A 20,552-nucleotide genomic window follows, 5' to 3' on the forward strand; every position below is an offset into this window, starting at 1 on the left:
CAGGGTTGCGTCTGAACGAGGGGTGCATCATGTTTGCGATTTACGGCACATCTGGGCTCATGTACCGCGGCTTGGCGGAGGATTTGCGCCGCGTCGTACCCACCTTGCGCAGTGCGCGCACGCGCGCGCTCGAGCCCGAGTTCGACCGCCCGCTGCAAGTGCCCGAAACCGGCACCCCACCCGATGCCGAGCACCGAGGCAGTGCCCACGCCCTGAGCGCCTACAGCCAGTTGCAGCGGGCGCCGCTGGCCAGACGGCCCTTGCGCAGCGTGGCCGATGTCATGAGCCGCAACCCGGTGACGCTCTCGCACGACATGACGGTGCGCCAAGGCTGGTGGGTCTTGTATCAGCGCGGCGTTGGCCAGGCCCCGGTGCTGGGCCGCGATGGGCTGGTGATCGGGCTGCTGTCGCGTGCCGAACTGATGCAGCCCGAGCGCTTGCCCACCCCCGACGGGCACGCCCTGGTCTGGCAGGCCCTGATGGCGCAGCCCCTGACGCAAGTCATGCTCAGCCCCGTGCCTGCGGTCAGCGCCGAAGTGGAGCTGCGCCGCTTGGCGCTGGTGCTGCTCGACACCGGTTTGCAAGGCCTGCCGGTGGTCGATGGCGAGGGCCGGGTAGAGGGTTTCGTCACCCGCACCGACATCCTGAAAGCCGTGGTGCACGATCCGCCCCTGGACTTGTGGGCGGGTTGAGGCCTGAGACCCAAAGCGCGGTTTTTTGCCGCTCGTGGGCCGTGTTTGCGCCCCCCGCTGTTGCAAATCGGGGGTCGGGGTGCAGGCAAAACCGAATTGCGGGCAGCCACAGCCCATTTGGGCTGCGAATGCGGCGACAATAGGCAGCTGATTTTTATTCATCCCGATCAACCCGATGTACCCGTTTGCCTCCTATGGGAGCCGGGTTGCCTTGCCTACCCCCGAAGCCGTGAACGCCTCTGTCAAGTCCGCCCAACCCACCGCCGATCTGTCGCAACTCGACGCCCTGACCGGAGGCGCCTTCAAGGCGCCGACCTCTGGCGAGCGCGCCGCCCGCTTGCGCGAATGGCTGGCCAGCGAGCCCAGCCTCGAGCAAATGACCGAGGTTTTTCGCGAACTCTCGCACCGCGACAAAGGCGCGGCCAAGGCGCTCAAGGACAAACTCGACGAGCTCAAGCGCACCAAGGCGCAAGATGCCATTGCCGAAGAGTGGGCGGCCAAGGCCAAGGCCCTGCTGGCCCAGCCGCGCCTGAATCTGGCCGACGCCATGGGCTGGCAGCGCGATGCCGCCAAGGCCGGGGCCCCGCTGTCGCGCGAGCCGCTGGCGGGCTTGCGGCTGGCTTTGAGTGAGCGCATGAAAGCGCTCGAAGACCTGCAGCACCAGGTGCAGGTGCAGCGCGAAGCCGCCGTCATGCTGGCGCAGCGCATCGAGTTGCTCTCGACCAAGGCACTGGCCGAGGCACAGGCCCAGCGCGAGCCCTTGCGCTCCGACGTGGCGGCCTGGACCCATCATGCCAGCGGGCTGTCAGCCGACCCGGTCTGGGAAAGCCTCGAACCCAAATACGCCTTGCAGCTCGACACCTCGCGCAACCAGTTGCACCTGGTCTGGGAAGCCTTTGACGCCGCGCTCGCTCAAGCCCTGGCCGCTGCAAGCGACGCGCAGGTGGCCCTGCCAGCGGTACCGGTTTGGGCCGACGAATTGCGCGCCCTGCGGGGTGAGGCCACGCCACCCGCCGTCGATGCGCTCGAGCAATCGGGTCGGCAGCAACAGGCCAGCTTGGCTGTGGCTGCGGCTGTGGCCGCGTTGCAGCAAGAGTTGGCACAAGGGCACAGCAAAACGGCACCCAAGGCTGCCGCTGCTTTGCGCCAGCTGCTCAAAGACCATGCTCGCCACATCCCGCCCGCCCTCGAGGCCGAGGCCCAGGCGGCGCTGGTCAGCAGCAGCGAACTCGAAGGCTGGCAACGCTGGCGCGCCGACCAGTTGCGCGAAGAACTGCTGGCCAAGGCGGTGGCGCTCAACCTCGCCCCTGAGGGGCAGCGTTTGGGTGGGCGCAAGGTGCAAGAGGCGCTGCGCCAGTTGCGCGAACAATGGAAAGCCACCGATCAAGGGGGGGCACCCAACCAAGCCCTTTGGAAAAAATTCGACGAAGCCTGCAACGAGGCGCACAAACAGGTTGAAGCGTGGCTGGAGCAACTCAAGCAGCAAAACCAGGCCAGCCGGGCCCAGCGCCTGGCGCTGATCGAAGAAGTGCAGGCTTGGGCGGCGGCGCATGCCACCCACACCGACTGGAAGCTGCAACTGCGCGACCTGCATGCCTATGCCGAGCGCTGGCGCCAGAGCGGCCACCTGAGCGAAAAGCTGTTTGCCGAGCTGCAACCGCTCTGGAAAGCGGCCATCAGCCAAGCCCATGCGCGCCTAGAAGCGGCGCAAGATCAGAGCGTGCAGCGCCGTCAGGCCTTGATTGCCGAGGCGCAGGCCCTGGCTCAAGTGGTGCCGCTGCGCATCGACGCCGTGAAGGCCTTGCAACAGCGCTGGCAACAGGAAGCGCAAGCGGTGCCGCTGGATCGGCGCCTGGAACAAAAACTCTGGGAGGCGTTTCGCCAGCCCATCGACGCCGCTTTTGAGCGCAAGACGGCCGAGCGCGAGCAGGTTTCCGCCTCGCTGGGCGCCCACGATCAGGCGGTGCTGCAAGCCGCGCAGGCACTGGAAGCCGCCTGTGCGGCGGGCGATGCGCAGCGCATCCGCGCCGCCAGCGAGGCCCTGCAAGCCTGTTTGCGCGGGCAAACCCCGCCTGCCGTGCCGCCCAAGGCGGCCAAGCCAGATGCTGCTGCGCCAGATGCTGCCGTGGCCGAAGCCAGTTCCGAAGCCAGTGCGGACGCTGGAGCCAACCCGGATTCGAACGCCGACTCGGTCACCAGCATCACCGAACCCGAGACCACCGCCACACCCTCCGAGGCCGCGGGCAAAGCCCCAGCAGCCCCAGCTGCAGTCGCCGCCGCCCCACGCAAGCTGGTGGCCATGCGCGGCGACGACCGGCCCGGCATGGCGCGGGCGCAGCCGCAATCCGGCCGCCCGGGTGCGGGCCGCGACGACCGCCGCCCACGCGATGGCGGCTTCGGCGATGCGCGCCCACAACGCGGCGGCGAGCGCGGCGGCGAGCGCCCAGACTGGCGCAGCGAGCGCGAAGAGCGCGGCCCGCGCTTGGGCGATGCCGCGTTCCGGGCCCAGCGCCAGGCGCTGGAGCAGGCCGAGCTGGCACTCAAAAAACTCGCCACCCAGGCCCACGGCGAAGCGTTGATGGGCTTGCTCGGCGCTTGGCAGCAGCGCAACCCCGAGGCCGTGCCCAGCGCCCAAGCCTTGGGCGGCAAGGCGGCGGCTGCGGCGCGCTCTGCTTGGGCCAGCGCCTTGGGCAAAGCCCCCGCACCCGCAGCCGAGGCCGCGCGCAGCACGCACCTGCTGCGGCTCGAAATGGCGGCCGAACTGCCCACCCCGGCCGCGCACCTCGAAGCGCGACGCGCCCTGCAACTGCAACTGCTCACGCGCCGCCACGACCCGGCCCCGGCGCAAACTTGGGCCCAAGACGTGGCCCAGGTGCTGGCTAGCCCCTTTGATGCCGCCGCCGCCGAGCGCTTGCAGGCGGTGCTCAAGGTGCTGCTGCGGCGTTGAGCCCGGGATCTGCCCCCCGGCACCGGGAGGGCTGAGCCGCGCGTGCCCTAGGCCGCCGCTACCGGTGTCCTGAAAGCCTAGGCGCAAGCGCGGGCTGGTGGCGCCAACCCCGCCGCCGCCGGATGCCGAAAAAAAGCATCGAGCAGCGGCAACAAAGCCGGGAATTGGGCCCCGAAGCGCGCCCGCTGCACCGTATAGGCCTCGCAGGCGACGGCGAAGAACTCGGCCGCATCGGTGGCGCCGTAGGCGTCGAGCCAGGGCAGGTGGGCACCGAAGCGCTCGGCCATTTGCACCTGGCGCACAAAGTGGCGGTATTGCTGGCTCCAGACCTGTTGCCAGTGCTGCGCGGCGGCGCGCGGCTCCAGCCCCAGAAAGCCACGCGGCAACTGCGGGCAGCCGTCGGCGGCCTGGTGGCGCGATTTGTGGCGCATGTCGATCTGGTGCGCGAATTCGTGGATCACCAGGTTGTGGCCGTGCTGAACCTTGTCGTTGGCGGCGCGCACGTGCGACCAGGCCAGCATCAGCGGCCCGCCGTGCATGGCTTCGCCGGCCAGCGCCTCGCGCCAGCGGTGCACCACGCCGGCTGCGTCGGTTTCTTCACGCTGCGCCCAGACTTCATCCGGATGCACCACGATGCCGACAAAACCCCGGTACCAGTCCAGCCCCGGCAGGCCCCAGTGGATCCAGGGCAGGCAGGCTTGGGTGGCAATCTGCAGCGCCATTTCGTCGTTGATCTGCAGGCCGTTGGCGCCGCTAAAGGTTTTGTGCGCCAAAAAATGGCGGCACAAAAGCTGCAAGCGCTCCCGTTGCGCCGGCTCGAGGTGCTGCAGGAAGGGCTGCGCTTGCAATACACGCCGCCACAGGCCAGATGGAATGGGTGGCGCACCGCCCAACCAACGTGTGAGTGTGCGGACCCAGCGGCTGTGGCGCAGCACGCGCAGCCAGCGCGGGGCCGGGCTCATGCCGCTGGCACGGGGGCCTGCGCGGCGGGTGTGGGCGCGGCCGCTTGCTCGGGGCTGAGGCGGTGGACCTGGCCTTGGCGATCGAGCCGCAGCACCTCGCGCCGCGGTGGCTGGCTCAGGCCGCACCAGTCGCTCAGCACTAGGCGCTGCAAGCCGGCGCCCAGATCGTGCTGGCCGGGGCGGTGCGTGTGGCCGTGGATCAGGGTCTGGCAGCCGGTGGCGCGCAGCCACTGGCAGGCGGTGGCGGCATCCACGTCGCCGTAGTCGGGGGCGTCGGGCGCGCTGGTCGCTGCGGTGTTGCCGGCGCTTCTTTGGCTTTCGCTGGCGTGGCGCGCCATGCGCGCCAGCGCCTCGCGCTCGGGCAGCGGGCGCGCCAGAAAGCCCTGCTGCCAGGCCGGGGCGCGCACCATCTGGCGAAAGGTCTGGTAGCTGCGGTCTTCTAGGCACCAGGCGTCGCCGTGGCTGAGCAGCCAGCGCTGCTCGGCGAATTCGAGTACGCAGGGGTCGCTGATCAGGCGCACGCCGCTGTGCTGGGCAAAGGCGCTGCCGAGCAGAAAGTCGCGGTTGCCGTGCATCAGATAGACCGGGGCGCGCGCACTGGCGCTTTGCAGCGCCTGGATGCTGCGCTGCAACAGCTCGCTGCCGGGAGCTTCGGGCGGGCGCTGCAGCATGTCGTCGCCAAACCAGAGCTCGAACAGGTCGCCCAGTATGAACAGGGCGTCGAAGCGGCCGTGCTCCAGGTAGCGCAGCCAAGCCGACACGGTGGCGGGGTCTTCGGGGCGCAGGTGCAGGTCAGAGATGAACTCGACCCGCTCCCAGCCCGGGGCGGAGCAGACGAGGTCGGGTTCGGGCAGGGCTTGCGGGTGCGCCGTGGGCACGGTGGCTTGGTTCATGGTCGCAGGGTTGAGCGTATCAGGGGAGGCAAAGAACGGGGCGCAACGCAGTGCGGCTTTGCATTGGCAGACCCCCCGCTTCAACAGACCGCTTTAGGCTGCGCTGGCTTGCAGCTCCACGGCTTTTTCCAGCACCACATCGTCCTGCGGCACGTCGTCGTGAAAGCCCTTGCGCCCGGTTTTTACGCTGCGGATGGCATCCACCACCTCCGTGCCAGCGATGACCTTGCCAAACACGGCATAACCCCAGCCTTGCGCCGTGGGCGCGCTGTGGTCGAGAAAGCCGTTGTCGGCCACGTTGATGAAGAACTGCGCCGAGGCCGAATGCGGGGCCGAGGTGCGCGCCATGGCCAGCGTGTAACGCTTGTTTTTTAGGCCGTTGTTGGCCTCGTTTTCGATCGTGTCGAGGGTCGGTTTTTGCGTCATGCCCACGGCAAAACCACCGCCTTGGATCATGAAACCGTCGATCACGCGGTGAAACACGGTGCCGTCGTAGTGGCCGCTGCGCACGTAGGCGAGAAAGTTGGCGGCCGATATGGGCGCTTTTTCGGCGTCGAGCTCGATCGTGATGACGCCGCGTCCGGCGATGTGCAGTTCAACTTGCGGGTTGGCCATGGGGTTATTGCTCCAAAGTGGCGTTGAGGATGGTGACGGGTTGCAGCGGCACGTTGCTGTGCGGGCCTTGGCGGCCGGTGGGCACGGCGCGGATGCGGTCGAGTACGTCTAGGCCCGTGACGACGCGGCCAAACACCGCGTAGCCGTGCCCGTCTGGCGAGCGCGGTTGGTCCAGCCAGGGGTTGTCCACGGTGTTGATGAAGAACTGGGCCGTGGCCGAATCGGGCACATTGGTGCGCGCCATCGCCACCGTGCCGCGCAAATTGCTCAGGCCGTTGCGCGACTCCAGCGCAATCGGGGGCCGGGTGGGCTTTTGCTGCATATCGGCCGTGAAACCGCCGCCCTGGATCATGAAGCCGGGGATGACGCGGTGAAACACGGTGCCGTTGTAATGGCCTTCGCGCACGTAGCGCAGAAAGTTTTGCACCGTCAGCGGTGCGCGCACCGGGTCGAGTTCGAGCACCATGGTGCCCAGATTGGTTTGCAGCGTGACGCGCGGGGCGCTGGCAGGGGCCGGTGCCGCAGCGGGAGCGGCAGCAGGGGCCTGGGCATGGGCGCTGCCCAGCCAGAGGGCGCTGGTCAGCGCGACGGAGCCGAGCAGCAGGGGGGCGAGTTGGCGGCGTTGCATGGTATGGGTGTAGAGATGTGGGGCTGCTGTGGGGAGGAGTTTTAGCGCGCCGCAGCCGGGGCCAGCAAGGCTTCGACGGTCTGCAGGCGCTGCGCCAGGCCAGCGGCGTGCGGGGCGTGTTGCAGGGCGCGGCGGTAGGACTCGGCCGCGCGCTGCAACTGCACATCGCCCAGGTTGCGCCACGCGATGGCGTAGTGCGGGTGCAGGCGCAGCGCCTGTTCGAGCGCCTGTTGCGCTTCGGCCAAGCGACCGGCAGCGGCGTGCAGCACCGCCAGGTTGTTGTGCGGCTCGGGCAGTTCCGGGTGCTCTTGCGTCAGGGCGGTGAAGGCGGCTTGGGCGGCCTCGGTCTGGCCCTGGCGTTGCAACGCTACGGCGCGCAAAAAACGCATTTGCGCATCGGCCGGGTGCTGCGCCAGCCAGGCCTCGGCCTGCGCCAGCGCGGCGGCCCAGTCACCGGCCTGGGTCTGGCGCTGCACCGCGTCGTAGGGGGCGTCCTGAGCCCAAGCGCTCGCGCTGCCCAGCCCGAGCAGCAGCGCCAGCAGGGCGGCAGCCAACAGGCGCCAAGCGTGGGGCGGGTGCAACGGCCGCCAAACGCGGTCAGGAAGGGCAAAGGGCATGTGAACGGGCAAGGCAGGGGCTCGAATGCGGGGATCGGTGGCCGCAGCGGCGGCGCCGATATACTTGCCCGATTGTATCTGCGGTACCCCAAACCACGCCCGCCCTTGCCCGCTCCGCCCCCATCACATGACCCTGCGCATCTACAACACGCTCACGCGCCGCACCGAAACCTTCTCGCCGCTGCAGCCCGGCCATGTGCGCCTCTACGTCTGCGGCATGACCGTCTATGACCTGTGCCACCTCGGGCATGCGCGCTCCATGTTGGCCTTCGACGTGGTGCAGCGCTGGCTCAAGGCCAGCGGCTACCGCGTCAGCTACGTGCGCAACGTGACCGACATCGACGACAAGATCATCGCCCGTGCGCTGCGCAACGGCGAGACCATCCGCGCCTTGACCGAGCGCATGATCGAGGCCCTGCACCAAGACGCCGACGCGCTGGGCATCGAGCGCCCGACCCACGAACCGCGCGCCACCGACTACGTGCCGCAGATGCTGGCCCTGATCGAGCGGCTGGAAAGCAAGGGGCTGGCCTACCGCGCCGCCGACGGCGACGTGAACTACGCCGTGCGCGCCTTTGCCGGTTACGGCAAGCTCTCGGGCAAGAGCTTGGATGAGCTGCGCGCCGGCCAGCGCGTGGCGGTCTCCGACGACAAGCGCGACCCGCTCGACTTCGTGCTCTGGAAAGCGGCCAAGCCCGACGAGCCCGCCGAAGCGCAGTGGCCGAGCCCGTATGGAACCGGGCGGCCGGGCTGGCACATCGAGTGCTCGGCCATGAGCTGCGCCTTGCTGGGCGAGCCCTTCGACATCCACGGCGGCGGGGCCGATTTGCAGTTTCCGCACCACGAAAACGAAATCGCCCAGAGCGAAGGGGCCAGCGGCCAGCCGCTGGCCACGGTCTGGATGCACAACGGTTTCGTGCGCGTCGATGAGGAAAAAATGTCCAAGAGCTTGGGCAATTTTTTCACCATCCGCGAGGTGCTGCAACGCTACGAGGCCGAAACGCTGCGCTTCTTCATTTTGCGTGCGCACTACCGCAGCGCGCTCAACTACTCCGACGCGCACCTCGACGACGCCCGCGCGGCCCTGCGGCGCCTCTACACCGCGCTGGCGGCGGTGCCGCTGCCACCGGCGGCCACCCATGCCGCCATCGACTGGGCCGAGCCGCACGCAGCGCGCTTCAAGGCGGCGCTGGACGATGACTTCGGCACCCCGGAAGCGGTGGCGCTGTTGTTCGAGCTGGCCACCGAAGTCAACCGCAGCCGCAGCCCCGCCTTGGCCGCGCTGCTCCGGGCGCTGGGCGGCATTTTGGGGCTGCTGCAACAAGTGCCGCAGGCCTTTTTGCAAGGCGGCGTGGGGGCGGCCGAGGCCGCGCAAGGCTTGTCGGCCAGCGCCATCGAGGCCCTGATCGCCGAGCGCAGCACCGCCAAGGCCGCGCGCGACTTTGCCCTGGCCGACCGCATTCGCCAGCAGTTGCAGGCCCAGGGCGTGCTGCTGCAAGACAGCGCCCAGGGCACGACTTGGGTGCGCGCCTGATGGCCAGCCTGCGCGTGCCCAAGGCCGTGCGCCCACCCGCCAGCGCACGCAGCGCCAAGGCCAGCAGCCCTAGGTCGATTGCCGCCGCCGGTTTGTGCTCGTCCGCCGCCGCGCTACCGCCCACCCTGCCACTGCCCAACGCGCAGCCGCCCAGCCCGGTTGCGGCCTGCCGGGTGCCTCCCTACTGGGCCGACGCCTGTACCCACCTGAGCGAGCGCGACCGGGTGTTATGCAAGCTCATCCCCCACACGCCGCACACGGGCTTGCAGTCGCACGGCGACCCCTTCGTCACCCTGGTGCGCAGCGTGATCGGGCAGCAGATTTCGGTGGTGGCGGCGCAAGCCGTGTGGCAGCGTTTCGAAAAGCTGCTGCCCCAATTCGAGCCCGCCGCCTTGCTGCGGCTGCGCGTGGATGAGATGCGCGCCGCCGGTCTGAGCGCGCGCAAGGTCGAGTATCTGGTTGATTTGGCCTTGCACTTCGACAGCGGCCAGATGCGCCCCGAAGACTGGCCGGGCATGGACGACGAGGCCATCGTGAAGCAACTGGTGGCGATTCGCGGCATCGGGCGCTGGACCGCCGATATGTTCCTGATTTTTCACCTGCTGCGCCCCAACGTGTTGCCGCTCGACGACGTGGGCCTGATCCGGGGCATCAGCCAGAGTTATTTTTCGGGCGAGCCGGTCAGCCGCAGCGACGCGCGCGAAGTCGCCGCCCCCTGGGGCCCCTATTGCAGCGTGGCGACTTGGTATATTTGGCGCTCGCTGGACCCGCTGCCGGTGGCGTATTGACCGCCCGCGTACGCGCTGAGCCTCACGGCCCGCATTAATTTTTCCCCTCACCGACCCAGGAGCCCAATCTTGGCCAAAAAAAGTTTCCTCGACTTCGAGCAACCGATTGCCGAGCTGGAAAGCAAAATCGAAGAGCTGCGCTACGTGCAGAGCGAATCGGCGGTCGATATCTCGCAAGAGATCGAGCAGCTCAGCAAGAAAAGCCTGCAACTCACCAAGGACATCTACACCCACCTGACGCCGTGGCAGGTGACGAAGATCGCCCGCCACAGCGAGCGCCCCTACACGCTCGACTACGTGCGCGAGATTTTTACGCACTTCGTCGAACTGCATGGTGACCGCCACTTTTCCGATGACCAGAGCATCGTGGGCGGGCTGGCGCGCTTCAACGGCCAGCCCTGCATGGTGTTGGGTCAGCAAAAAGGCCGCGACACCAAGGAGCGCACGCTGCGCAACTTTGGCATGACGCGCCCCGAGGGCTACCGCAAGGCGCTGCGCCTGATGAAGCTGGCCGAGAAGTTCCGCCTGCCGGTGTTCACCTTTGTCGACACCCCCGGAGCCTTTCCCGGCATCGATGCCGAGGAGCGCAGCCAGTCCGAAGCCATCGGGCGCAACATCTACGAGATGGCGCAGCTCGAAGTACCGATCATCAGCACCATCATCGGCGAAGGCGGCTCCGGCGGCGCGCTGGCCATTGCCGTGGCCGATCAGGTGCTGATGCTGCAATACGCGGTTTATTCGGTCATCAGCCCCGAGGGTTGCGCCTCGATCTTGTGGAAAACCAGCGAACGCGCCAGCGACGCCGCCGAGGCGCTGGGCATCACCGCGCACCGCCTGAAGGCGCTCGGGCTGGTGGACAAGATCGTCAGCGAGCCGGTGGGCGGCGCGCACCGCGACCCCAAGCAGATGGCGGTGTTCCTCAAGCGCGCGCTCACCGATGCCCTGCGCCAGGTGGCCGACTACAAGCCCAAAGAGCTGCTGGAGCAGCGCCACGCCCGCCTCAACGGCTTTGGCCGCTACACCGACACCAAGGCCGACAGCCGCAGCGGCAGCGGTCGCGCCGACAGCCACGCGGGTTGAGGCGGTGGTGGCCCCGGCCCCGGCTCCACCACCCCCCGGACTGGCCAGTCTGCGCGCCTGGGCGCAGCGCCACGGCTTGCCCACGCAAGCGCAGGCCGCCCCCCAGCCTTGGGCCGTGGCCTACAGCGGCGGGGCCGATTCCACCGCGCTGCTGCGGGCGGCGCACGCGCTCTGGCCCGGCCGGGTGCAGGCCTTGCACATCCACCACGGTTTGCAGCCGGCGGCCGAAGGCTTTGCCGAGCACGCGCAGCGCTGCTGCGATCAACTCGGGCTGCCGCTGCGCATCGAGCGGGTGCAAGCTGGGCCCGCGCGCGGCCAAAGCCCGGAAGAGGCGGCGCGCCAAGCCCGCTACGCGGCGCTGGCGCGGCTGGCCCAAGCCCACGGCGCGGCTTGGGTGCTGCTGGGGCAGCAGGCGCAAGACCAGATCGAAACCCTGCTGCTGGCGCTCAGCCGCGGCGCCGGGCTGCCGGGGCTGGCGGCCATGCCCGAGGCCATGCAGCGCCACGGGGTCTGCTTTGGCCGCCCTTGGCTGCACGAAGACGGCGCGGCGCTGCGCCAGTGGCTCGACACCCAAGCCGTGCCCTACCAGCAAGACCCGAGCAACCAAGACTTGCGCTACACCCGCAACCGCATCCGCGCGCACCTGCTGCCTGCGCTGCTGCAGCACTTTCCCGCCAGCCTGCGCACGGTGGCGCGCAGCACCAGCCAGATTGCCCAGGCGCAGCGCCTGCTGGACGAGCTGGCGGCGCAGGACTTGCTGGCGGTGGGCAACCCGCCCGCCATCGCCGCCGTACAAGCCTTAAGCCCCGACCGCCAAGCCAACCTGCTGCGCCACTGGCTGCGCAGCCAGCACGGCACCCAGGCCAGCGCCGCCCAACTGCAGCAACTGCTGCACCAAGTGGCCGCCTGTCGCACCCGGGGCCACCAAATCGAGATCAAGGTGGGGCAGGGGCGGGTGCGGCGTTGCGGTGCGCACTTGGATCTTGAGTCGGATGCTGCCATGCCGCCATTTATAATTTGAGGCTTTGACTCACTGGCTGGCAGCCTTGGCTGCACGGTACGGCCACACCACACCCATCGCACCCCCTCTCATGGCACTCATCGTTCACAAATACGGCGGCACCAGCATGGGCTCGACCGAGCGCATCCGCAACGTGGCCAAACGCGTCGCCAAATGGCAGCGCGCCGGGCACCAGATGGTGGTGGTGCCCAGCGCCATGAGCGGCGAGACCAACCGCTTGCTGGCGCTGGCCAAAGAGCTGGCCCCGGCGCAGCCCGGCAGCGCCACCGAGCGCGAGCTCGACCAGCTCGCCGCCACCGGCGAGCAGGCCTCGTCGGCGCTGCTGGCCATCGCCTTGCAAGCCGAAGGGCTGCAGGCCGTGAGCTATTGCGGCTGGCAGGTGCCGATCCGCACCAACAGCGCCTACACCAAGGCGCGCATCGAATCCATCGAAAAAGATCGCATCCAGGCCGATCTGGCGGCTGGCAAGGTGGTCATCATCACCGGCTTTCAGGGCGTGGATGAGCAGGGGAACATCACCACCCTGGGCCGTGGCGGCTCCGACACCTCGGCGGTGGCGGTGGCGGCGGCCATCGGCGCGCTCGAATGCCTGATCTACACCGACGTTGATGGCGTTTACACCACCGACCCGCGCGTGGTGCCCGAGGCGCGCCGCCTGCCGCGCGTGAGCTTCGAGGAAATGCTGGAAATGGCCAGCATGGGCTCGAAGGTGCTGCAAATCCGCTCGGTCGAGTTTGCCGGCAAATACCGCATGCCGATCCGCGTGCTCTCGAGCTTTACGCCCTGGGACGTCGATCTGAACGAAGAAGCCCAATCCGGCACCCTGATCACTTTTGAGGATGAGCAAACCATGGAACAAGCCGTCGTCTCCGGCATCGCCTTCAACCGCGACGAAGCCAAAATCACCGTGCTCGGCGTGCCCGACCGGCCCGGTATCGCCTACCAAATTTTGGGTGCGGTGGCCGAGGCCAACGTGGAAGTGGATGTGATCATCCAAAACATCAGCAAAGACGGCAAAACCGATTTCAGCTTCACCGTACACCGCAACGACTACGCCAAAACACTGGAGCTGCTGCGCAGCCAGGTGGTACCCAAGCTGGGTGCGGCCGAGGTGCAAGGCGATGCGCGCATCTGCAAGGTCAGCATCGTCGGCATCGGCATGCGCAGCCACGTGGGCGTGGCCAGCCGCATGTTTCGCTGCCTGAGCGAGGAGGGCATCAACATCCAGATGATCAGCACCTCCGAGATCAAAACCTCGGTCGTGATCGACGAAAAATACATGGAGCTGGCCGTGCGCGCCCTGCACCGCGAGTTCGACCTCGATCAACCCACCGACAGCCTGGCCACTGCCTGAGACTTTTGCGCAGAGCCTGCCCCAGATCGCAGCGGTTTTGGGGCATAATCCAAAGTTCTGGAGTGATGACCGAGAGGCCGAAGGTGCTCCCCTGCGAAGGGAGTATGCGGTGTAGAGCCGCATCGAGGGTTCGAATCCCTCTCACTCCGCCAAATATCGCAAAAATGAGCGCATTCAACGAAGAACGGGTACTCACCGTTCACCACTGGACCGACCGGCTGTTCAGTTTCACCACCACGCGCGACCCCTCGCTTCGTTTCTCCAACGGCCACTTCACCATGATCGGGCTGCGGGTAGAGGGCGGCAAGCCTTTGCTGCGCGCCTACAGCATCGCCAGCGCCAATTACGAGGAGCACCTCGAGTTCCTCAGCATCAAGGTGCCCGACGGCCCGCTCACCAGCCGCTTGCAGCACATCCAGCCTGGCGACATCATTGTGGTGGGGCGCAAGCCCACCGGCACGCTGCTGATCGACTACCTGCTGCCGGGCAAGCGCCTGTATTTGCTGGGCACCGGCACTGGGCTGGCACCGTGGATGAGCATCATCCGCGACCCGGCCACCTACGAAAAATTTGAGCAGGTGGTGCTGGTGCACGGGGTGCGCGAGGTCAAGGAACTGGCCTACTACGACTACCTCACGGTGGACTTGCCGCAGCACGAGTTTCTGGGTGAGATGGTGAGTCAGCAACTGCGCTACTACCCGACCGTGACGCGCGAGCCCTTCATCAACCGCGGCCGCGTTACCGACCTGATCGAAAACGGCAAGCTGGCCGCCGATCTGGGCCTGCCAGCGCTTGACCCAGCACATGACCGGGTCATGATTTGCGGCAGCCCCGAGATGCTGCGCGACCTCAAGCGCATGATGGAGCAGCGCCAGTTCGTCGAAGGAAACACGAGCACGCCAGGCGACTATGTGATCGAGCGCGCCTTCGTCGAGAGCTAATGCGCTATCCTTGGCGCCCATGAGCACTTGGTTTGACTCTTTGGCACACCACCCACGGCGCTGGCTGCTGCTGTTGGTGCTGGTGTGCGCGGGCATGTTTGCCTATGGCGCGTATTTGCAGCACGTGGTGGGCCTGCAGCCCTGCCCGATGTGCGTGGTGCAGCGCTACGCCCTGATGGGTGTAGGCCTGCTGGCCTTGCTTACGGCGGTTTTTGCACAGCGGCTGGTGCACCTGGTGGGCTTGGCTGCTATCGTATTGATGGCCGGTTTTGGGGCCTTCACCGCCGCGCGCCAGAGCTGGCTGCAGTGGTACCCGCCCGAGTTCGTCACCTGCGGGCGCGATTTCTACGGCATGATCGCCAGCTTCCCGCTCGAGCGCCTGATCCCGATGTTGTTCAGCGGCAGCGGTGATTGCGCCAAAGTTGACTGGACCTTTCTCGGCCTGACGATCGCCAACTGGTCGTTTCTGGTGTTCACAGGCATGGCGCTGCTGGCATTGGCGCTGTTCGTGGCTTTGCTGCGACGGCGCTGATCTTAGCGCACCTGCGGGTTTCACCATCCTGTCATGCCGGCGATTTGGCCGGGATTTCGGTCTATGCACACGAAGCCTTGGTGCGGCCGCCCACCGGCAGCCCGTGGAACGGCCCGCTCGAGTTGCTGACCTCGGCGCAAAGCGAAAATTTGACGCTTGAATTTGAGCTCGAATGCCTGTTTCGGGCCCTGTGGTACTGGAGCCGCAGCGCGCGCGTCGGGCGGCTGTTTCTCAACGTCAGCGCCTCGGTGCTGGTTAAGGCCGCCGAGCGCCAGCAGATCGTGCGCCTGTTCGACCACGCGCAGGCCTTGGGGCTGTCGCTCTCGTCGCTGGTGCTGGAGCTGACCGAGCACGAGCAGGTCACCGAAATCGACGCCATCCTACACCGAGGCCGAGAACGTGGCCAACGCCGCCGCCAGTGCCAAGCACCACGCCAAACAAAGCCGCTCGGGTTTGTATGTGCTCGTGGATGCACCCAAGGCTGAAGCGAGCCCCAACCCCAACCCCGAGCACAAAGCCCCCTGAATCCCTGCCAGCGGGGAGTGCTAGGGGGCAGCGTCGAGCTTGAGCACGATCAGGCTCAGGTTGTCGCAACTGCCAAAGGAACGCACTCGCGCTTGCGCCACCAGTTCTTCGCACGCCTGGCGGGGTGTTGCTTGGTGCGCCAAGGCGTTGAGCTCGGCGTCTGGAAAGCACTGCCAGATGCCGTCGCTGCAAGCCAGCAGCACATCGCCCACTTGCAGCGGTTCACAGCGGTGGCTATCGATGGTGGGTGCTTGTTGGGTGCCCAGACAATGCAGCAACAGATTGCTGCGCGGGTCGGTGCGGGCCTGTTCGTCGCTCAACAGACCTTGCTTGACCAAAGCCTGCACCAGCGAATGGTCCTGGCTCCGGTGCAGCAACTGCGGCCCGCGAAAATGGTAGAGCCGCGAATCGCCCGAATGCGCGAAATGGCAGTGGCCGCTGGGCAACACCAAAAAGGCAGCCAGGGTGCTGTGCGGCTCCAGGTCGGCGGTGGCAGCCGTCAGGCGTATGCCGATATGGGCCTCTTGCGCCAAACGAAGCAAAAAGGCCGCGCCGTCGTCGGTGCGTGGGTCGAATTGCTCAAACACCTGTTGCGCCGTCAGCAGCACCTGTTCCGCCGCCTTGCGTCCCCCCGCAAGGCCGCCCATGCCGTCGGCGATCACGCCCAGCACGCAGCCCTTGATGTAGCGATGCGCCATCAGACCAAGCTGATCTTGTTGATAAGGGCGATCACCCTGGTCGATGCCCGTGCAGGCGTTGATGCGGTAGGGGGCGGCCATGAGAGCGTGGACGGATCGCCCGCCAAACGGGGCCATGGGTGTGCCTTGATCTGGCCTTCTGATTAAGCCTTCTTCAGGTGGGGCCTTATTCGACGCTGCCCATCATGCTCTGCAGGTAGTTTTGCACCCCGACTTTCTCGAGCAGATCAAGCTGGGTTTCGAGGAAGTCGATGTGCTCCTCGGTGTCTTGCAGAATTTCGAGCAGCAGGTCGCGCGAGACGTAATCGCGCACGCTCTCACAGTGGGCGATGCCGTCTTTGATGGTGGCTTGGGCGGTGCGCTCGAGTGCCAAGTCGCTGCGCAAAATCTCGGGCACGTTCTCACCGATGTTGAGCTTGCCCAGGTCTTGCAGGTTGGGCAGGCCGTCGAGCGTGAAAATGCGGTCCATCAGGCGGTCGGCGTGTTTCATCTCGCCAATCGACTCTTGGTACTCTTTCTGCGCCAGTTTGTCCAAACCCCAGTGCTTGAGCATGCGGTAGTGCACAAAATACTGGTTGATGGCGGTGAGCTCGTTTTTGAGCTGGGCCTGTAAGTGGCCGATAACTTGGGTGTCGCCTTGCATGGTGGTTTTCCTAGGATGGGGGTGTTTGGGCGGGCAGTGGAGGCGTCTATTCGCTGGGGACTTGTAGTAGTTTAGCGCTTTAGCGGCATTGCCACGGCGTGCTCGACTAGCAGCCCCGATAGTTTAGGCCCGATTCGGTGCGTTGATGGGGCGCGCGGGCAATCTCGGTTCAAAACGGGTCTTGAACCGGCTCAGTTTTGCCGCCAAGGCAGCCCGTGGTAGCGCCAGCCACCTTTGCGCCCGCGCTGCGCCTGGGCATCCGGGTCGCCCTCGAAGCCTTCGAGGATGTTGTAGGCCTCCAGACCCAGTTCGGTGGCGCGCTGGGCGGCGGGTATGGAGCGCACGCCGCTGCGGCACAGCAGCACCAGCTTGTGCCCCCCGGCGGCGGCCTGGCGCACGGCGTCGTCAAACTGCGGGTTCGGCGCCATGCCCGGCCACTGCTTCCAGGCCGCCGCCACGGCACCCGGCACAAAGCCCACCCACTCGCGCTCGGCGTCGGTGCGCACATCCACCAGCACGGCCTGCCCCTTTTGCACCCATTGCCAAGCCAGTTGGGGCGAGACATCGCCGGCATAAGTGCCTGATTGTGTTGAGGCCGGCGGGCGCGGCTGCATGAGCAGCGCGCCATCGGCATCGTGTCGGATGCCGGAGCTCAGGTTGGCCGGCACGGCTTCATCGATGCGTCGGGGCTTGGGCAGGTTCAGGCTCTCCATAAGGGCCACGAACTCGGCCTCGGTCTTGCCCGCCACGCGCGCGTTGCCGGTCTTTTCCTGGCCGATGGTGGAATGGCTGCGGCCTTGGTAATCGTGCCCCGGCCAAACCGTGGTGCGGTCGGGCAGCGCAAACAGCACCTGAGTCAGGCTGTGGTAGAGGGCAGCAGCACTGCCGGACTGGAAATCGGTGCGGCCGCAGCCGTTGATGAGCAAGGTGTCGCCGGTGAACACGTGCTCGCGCCAGACAAAGCTCATGCTGCCCGCTGTGTGGCCCGGGGTGTGCAAAGCCAGCAGGGTTTCGCCACCGAAACGCAGGGTGTCGCCGTGCGCCAGTTGTGTGCCTGCAGTTCCGATGCCGCAACCTGCCGGCACCGCCGTGCGTGCGCCCGCCAGCTCGGCCAGCTTGGCAGCGCTGGTGATGTGGTCGGCGTGCGCATGGGTCTCAACCGTCCAGACCAGCTTGAGACCGTATTCGCGCAGCGTGGCCAAGTCGCGCTCGATCTGCTCGTCCACCGGGTCGATGATCAGCGCCTCGCGCGTGGCCTCGTCAAACAGCACGTAGGTGTAGGTGCTGGAGTCGGCGTCAAAGAGCTGGATTGGTTTCATGCTGTTGCCTTTGCCTGAAATTATGCATCAGCCCTGAATCTGCGATCATAGCGCATGCACACCCCGCGCCACATCCCCCATTTCATCAACGGCCAAAGCGTGGCTGGCCGCAGCGGCCGCTTGGGCGAAGTCTATGATCCGGCCACGGGCCGGTTGCAGGCGCAAGTTGCGCTGGCAACGGCCGCTGAAGCGGCGCAAGCCGTGGCCGCCGCTTCAGCGGCCTTCCCGGCGTGGGCCGAAACGCCTCCGCTGCAGCGCGCACGGGTTCTGTTTCGCTTCAAAGAACTGCTGGAGCGCCATGCGGATGAGATCGCCGCCGCCATCAGCGCCGAACACGGCAAGGTGCTGGCCGACGCGCACGGCGAGCTCACACGCGGGCTGGAGGTGGTCGAATTTGCCTGCGGCGCACCGCACCTGCTCAAGGGCGAGCACTCGATCAACGTTGGGCGCGGGGTCGATTCATACACCGAGTACGCGCCGCTGGGGGTGGTGGCGGGCGTCACGCCTTTCAATTTCCCCTGCATGGTGCCGATGTGGATGTTTCCGGTGGCACTCGCCTGCGGCAACACCTTCGTGCTCAAGCCCTCCGAGCGCGTGCCGAGCGCGGCGCTGATTTTGGCCCGGCTGCTCAAGGAAGCCGGCCTGCCCGACGGCGTGTTCAATGTGCTGCAGGGCGACCGGGTGGCGGTCGATGCGCTGCTCGACGACCCGCGCGTGCAGGCGCTCAGCTTTGTGGGCTCGACGCCCGTGGCCGAAGCGCTCTACGCCCGTGGCAGCGCGCTGGGCAAGCGCGTGCAGGCCTTGGGTGGGGCCAAGAACCACATGGTGATCTTGCCCGATGCCGATCTGGATCAAGCTGCCGCCGCGCTGTTGGGGGCCGCTTACGGCTCGGCGGGCGAGCGCTGCATGGCGATCTCGGTCGCGGTCTGCGTGGGCGATGCCACCGCCGAGGCGCTGATCGCCAAACTGCGCCCCCTGATCGAGGGGCTGCGCATTGGGCCTGGCAACCCGGGCAAGCCAGACCAACCGAGCAGCCAAGGCGGCCAAGGCGAAAGCCAAGGCAATGACGGTGGCGGCCCAGCCGCACCCGACATGGGCCCGCTGGTCACAGCGGCGCACCGCGAGCGCGTGCGCGCTTACGTCGATTCTGGCGTGGCCGAGGGCGCCGAGCTGCTGGTCGATGGCCGGGGCTTGCGCGTACCCGGCTTTGAGGATGGATTTTACTTGGGCGGCTGCCTGTTTGACCGCGTGCGCCCCGAGATGCACATTTACCGTGAAGAAATTTTTGGCCCGGTGCTGTGCCTGCTGCGCGTGCCCGATTTCGAGTCCGCCCTGAAATTGGTGGATACGCACGAATACGGCAACGGCAGCGCCATTTTTACCCGCGACGGCGACGCCGCGCGCCAGTTTGCGCATCGGGTGCAGGCGGGCATGGTCGGCATCAACGTGCCGATCCCGGTGCCCATGGCCTTCCACAGCTTTGGTGGCTGGAAGCGCAGCCTGTTTGGCCCGCTGCACATGCACGGCCCCGACGGCGTGCGCTTCTACACCCGGCTCAAGACCGTGACCGCGCGCTGGCCCACCGGCGTGCGTGACCCCGAATTCGTCATGCCGACGATGAAGTAGGCGGCCCCGCCCGCACCCCCCACCCGCGCATCTTGCTGCGGTGCATCAATGTTCGCGATAGCCAGTTTCAATAAACGATGGCTATCGGCTGGGCTATGATGACTAGGGTTTTCACCAATCTCGCAAACACTCAACCCTTCCCTTCAGGAGTTTCCATGTCGCTCATCAACACCCAAGTCCAGCCCTTCAAAGCCCAGGCTTTCCACAATGGCAAGTTTGTGCAAGTGTCCGACGAAACGCTCAAGGGCGAATGGTCGGTGCTGATTTTCATGCCGGCCGCTTTCACCTTCAACTGCCCGACCGAAGTCGAAGACGCCGCCGACAACTACGCCGAGTTCCAAAAGCTTGGGGCCGAGGTCTATATCGTGACCACCGACACGCACTTTTCGCACAAGGTGTGGCACGAAACCTCGCCCGCTGTGGGCAAGGCCAAGTTCCCGCTGGTGGCCGACCCGACCCACACCCTGACCCGTGCGTTTGGCGTGCACATCGAAGCCGAAGGTCTGGCGCTGCGCGGCACCTTCATCATCAACCCCGAAGGCCAGATCAAGACCGCCGAAATCCACGACAACGCCATTGCGCGCGACGTGAAGGAAACGCTGCGCAAGCTCAAAGCGGCCCAGTACGTGGCCAAGAACCCCGGCCAAGTCTGCCCGGCCAAGTGGAACGAAGGCGCCAAAACCCTGGCCCCGTCGCTGGAACTGGTTGGCAAGATCTAAGCGCGTTCCCCAAAGCCCACTGGCCCCGCCCGCACCACAAGGATTGCAGAGATGCTCGACGATACCCTCAAAGCCCAGCTCCAAGCCTACTTGGAGCGCCTGCAGCAGCCGATTGAGTTGGTGGCTTCGCTCGACGGCTCTAGCGCATCGCTAGAGATGCGTGAGTTGCTCGAAACCATCGCTGCGCTGTCGAGCAAAATCGCACTGCGCACCGACGGGCAAGACGCACGCGTGCCATCCTTCACCGTGCAAGGGCAGGGCCAGCCGGGCAATCTGCGTTTTGCCGCCGTGCCGTTGGGCCACGAGTTCACCTCGCTGGTGCTGGCGCTGCTGTGGGCCGGTGGGCATCCACCCAACGTCGAGGCGGGCCTGATCGAGCAGATCAAGGCCCTGCCCGGAGACTACCGCATTGAGATTT

20 protein-coding genes, 1 tRNA gene and 1 pseudogene are annotated in these 20,552 nt (G+C 66.6%); 14 read left to right on the forward strand and 8 right to left on the reverse strand.

Going from position 1 to position 20,552, the window contains the following annotated elements:
• Positions 1–29: 29 nt before the first annotated feature.
• Entirely contained in the window at positions 30–692 is a 663-nt protein-coding gene (locus Q7J44_RS06060) for an HPP family protein (RefSeq protein WP_045531525.1), read from the forward strand.
• 175 nt (positions 693–867) lie between these two features.
• Complete coding sequence (locus Q7J44_RS06065; protein ID WP_304877978.1) at positions 868–3,639, forward strand: DUF349 domain-containing protein; 2,772 nt, start codon at positions 868–870, stop codon at positions 3,637–3,639.
• A gap of 77 nt (positions 3,640–3,716) precedes the next feature.
• On the opposite strand, the gene Q7J44_RS06070 is transcribed toward Q7J44_RS06065, so the two are convergent.
• The 5 genes from Q7J44_RS06070 to Q7J44_RS06090 all read right to left on the reverse strand — a co-directional run bounded on the left by Q7J44_RS06070 (position 3,717) and on the right by Q7J44_RS06090 (position 7,318).
• Complete coding sequence (locus Q7J44_RS06070; protein WP_304877980.1) at positions 3,717–4,601, reverse strand: zinc-dependent peptidase; 885 nt, start codon at positions 4,599–4,601, stop codon at positions 3,717–3,719.
• Entirely contained in the window at positions 4,598–5,494 is an 897-nt protein-coding gene (locus Q7J44_RS06075; RefSeq protein WP_304877982.1) for a UDP-2,3-diacylglucosamine diphosphatase, read from the reverse strand. Before Q7J44_RS06075 ends, Q7J44_RS06070 begins: the two co-directional genes overlap by 4 nt.
• Before the next feature lie 93 nt (positions 5,495–5,587).
• The gene (locus Q7J44_RS06080) at positions 5,588–6,109 is read right to left on the reverse strand and encodes a peptidylprolyl isomerase (protein ID WP_304877984.1); all 522 of its coding nucleotides are present in this window, start codon (positions 6,107–6,109) and stop codon (positions 5,588–5,590) included.
• 4 nt (positions 6,110–6,113) lie between these two features.
• Positions 6,114–6,737 carry a peptidylprolyl isomerase gene (locus tag Q7J44_RS06085; protein WP_304877986.1) on the reverse strand — a complete coding sequence of 208 codons (624 nt, stop codon included), beginning with the start codon at positions 6,735–6,737 and terminating at the stop codon, positions 6,114–6,116.
• Positions 6,738–6,778: 41 nt separating this feature from the next.
• Complete coding sequence (locus Q7J44_RS06090; protein WP_304877988.1) at positions 6,779–7,318, reverse strand: tetratricopeptide repeat protein; 540 nt, start codon at positions 7,316–7,318, stop codon at positions 6,779–6,781.
• Between the two features lie 163 nt (positions 7,319–7,481).
• Between Q7J44_RS06090 and cysS the strand changes: the two genes are divergently transcribed.
• The 9 genes from cysS to Q7J44_RS06135 all read left to right on the forward strand — a co-directional run bounded on the left by cysS (position 7,482) and on the right by Q7J44_RS06135 (position 15,089).
• Complete coding sequence (gene cysS, locus Q7J44_RS06095) at positions 7,482–8,888, forward strand: cysteine--tRNA ligase (RefSeq protein WP_304877990.1); 1,407 nt, start codon at positions 7,482–7,484, stop codon at positions 8,886–8,888.
• The gene (locus tag Q7J44_RS06100; RefSeq protein WP_304877992.1) at positions 8,888–9,676 is read left to right on the forward strand and encodes a DNA-3-methyladenine glycosylase; all 789 of its coding nucleotides are present in this window, start codon (positions 8,888–8,890) and stop codon (positions 9,674–9,676) included. The genes cysS and Q7J44_RS06100 overlap by 1 nt, the downstream gene beginning before the upstream one ends.
• Positions 9,677–9,745: 69 nt before the next feature.
• Complete coding sequence (locus tag Q7J44_RS06105) at positions 9,746–10,756, forward strand: acetyl-CoA carboxylase carboxyltransferase subunit alpha (RefSeq protein ID WP_304877994.1); 1,011 nt, start codon at positions 9,746–9,748, stop codon at positions 10,754–10,756.
• Positions 10,757–10,763: 7 nt separating this feature from the next.
• Positions 10,764–11,777 (forward strand): tRNA lysidine(34) synthetase TilS, encoded by a 1,014-nt coding sequence (gene tilS, locus Q7J44_RS06110; protein ID WP_197538531.1) that lies wholly within the window; start codon positions 10,764–10,766, stop codon positions 11,775–11,777.
• Positions 11,778–11,847: 70 nt separating this feature from the next.
• Entirely contained in the window at positions 11,848–13,131 is a 1,284-nt protein-coding gene (locus Q7J44_RS06115; protein WP_304877998.1) for an aspartate kinase, read from the forward strand.
• 59 nt (positions 13,132–13,190) lie between these two features.
• Positions 13,191–13,283 (forward strand) — tRNA-Arg (locus Q7J44_RS06120).
• A 12-nt stretch (positions 13,284–13,295) separates the two neighbouring features.
• A complete protein-coding gene (locus tag Q7J44_RS06125) occupies positions 13,296–14,072 on the forward strand; it encodes a ferredoxin--NADP reductase (protein ID WP_304878000.1) in 777 nt (258 codons plus the stop codon).
• Between the two features lie 19 nt (positions 14,073–14,091).
• A complete protein-coding gene (locus tag Q7J44_RS06130; RefSeq protein WP_034114332.1) occupies positions 14,092–14,604 on the forward strand; it encodes a disulfide bond formation protein B in 513 nt (170 codons plus the stop codon).
• Between the two features lie 44 nt (positions 14,605–14,648).
• Positions 14,649–15,089, forward strand: a complete 441-nt coding sequence (locus Q7J44_RS06135; RefSeq protein WP_034114330.1) for a hypothetical protein — start codon at positions 14,649–14,651, stop codon at positions 15,087–15,089.
• 60 nt (positions 15,090–15,149) lie between these two features.
• On the opposite strand, the gene Q7J44_RS06140 is transcribed toward Q7J44_RS06135, so the two are convergent.
• The 3 genes from Q7J44_RS06140 to Q7J44_RS06150 form a co-directional block, all read right to left on the reverse strand.
• Complete coding sequence (locus Q7J44_RS06140; RefSeq protein WP_304878004.1) at positions 15,150–15,944, reverse strand: PP2C family serine/threonine-protein phosphatase; 795 nt, start codon at positions 15,942–15,944, stop codon at positions 15,150–15,152.
• A gap of 49 nt (positions 15,945–15,993) precedes the next feature.
• Positions 15,994–16,470: a bacterioferritin gene (gene bfr, locus Q7J44_RS06145; RefSeq protein WP_034114326.1), complete on the reverse strand. Its 477-nt coding sequence runs from the start codon at positions 16,468–16,470 to the stop codon at positions 15,994–15,996.
• 191 nt (positions 16,471–16,661) lie between these two features.
• Complete coding sequence (locus Q7J44_RS06150; protein WP_034114323.1) at positions 16,662–17,789, reverse strand: MBL fold metallo-hydrolase; 1,128 nt, start codon at positions 17,787–17,789, stop codon at positions 16,662–16,664.
• Positions 17,790–17,843: 54 nt separating this feature from the next.
• Between Q7J44_RS06150 and Q7J44_RS06155 the strand changes: the two genes are divergently transcribed.
• The 3 genes and pseudogenes from Q7J44_RS06155 to Q7J44_RS06165 all read left to right on the forward strand — a co-directional run.
• Positions 17,844–19,415, forward strand: coding sequence for a CoA-acylating methylmalonate-semialdehyde dehydrogenase (locus Q7J44_RS06155; protein WP_304878007.1), 1,572 nt, complete (start codon positions 17,844–17,846; stop codon positions 19,413–19,415).
• Positions 19,416–19,570: 155 nt separating this feature from the next.
• Complete coding sequence (ahpC, locus tag Q7J44_RS06160; protein ID WP_034114319.1) at positions 19,571–20,134, forward strand: alkyl hydroperoxide reductase subunit C; 564 nt, start codon at positions 19,571–19,573, stop codon at positions 20,132–20,134.
• Between the two features lie 51 nt (positions 20,135–20,185).
• Positions 20,186–20,552, forward strand: a pseudogene (locus tag Q7J44_RS06165) (alkyl hydroperoxide reductase subunit F); the annotation flags it as partial.

The sequence above is a fragment of the Pseudotabrizicola sp. genome, from assembly GCF_030656345.1.
Taxonomy (GTDB): Bacteria; Pseudomonadota; Alphaproteobacteria; order Rhodobacterales; family Rhodobacteraceae; genus Pseudotabrizicola.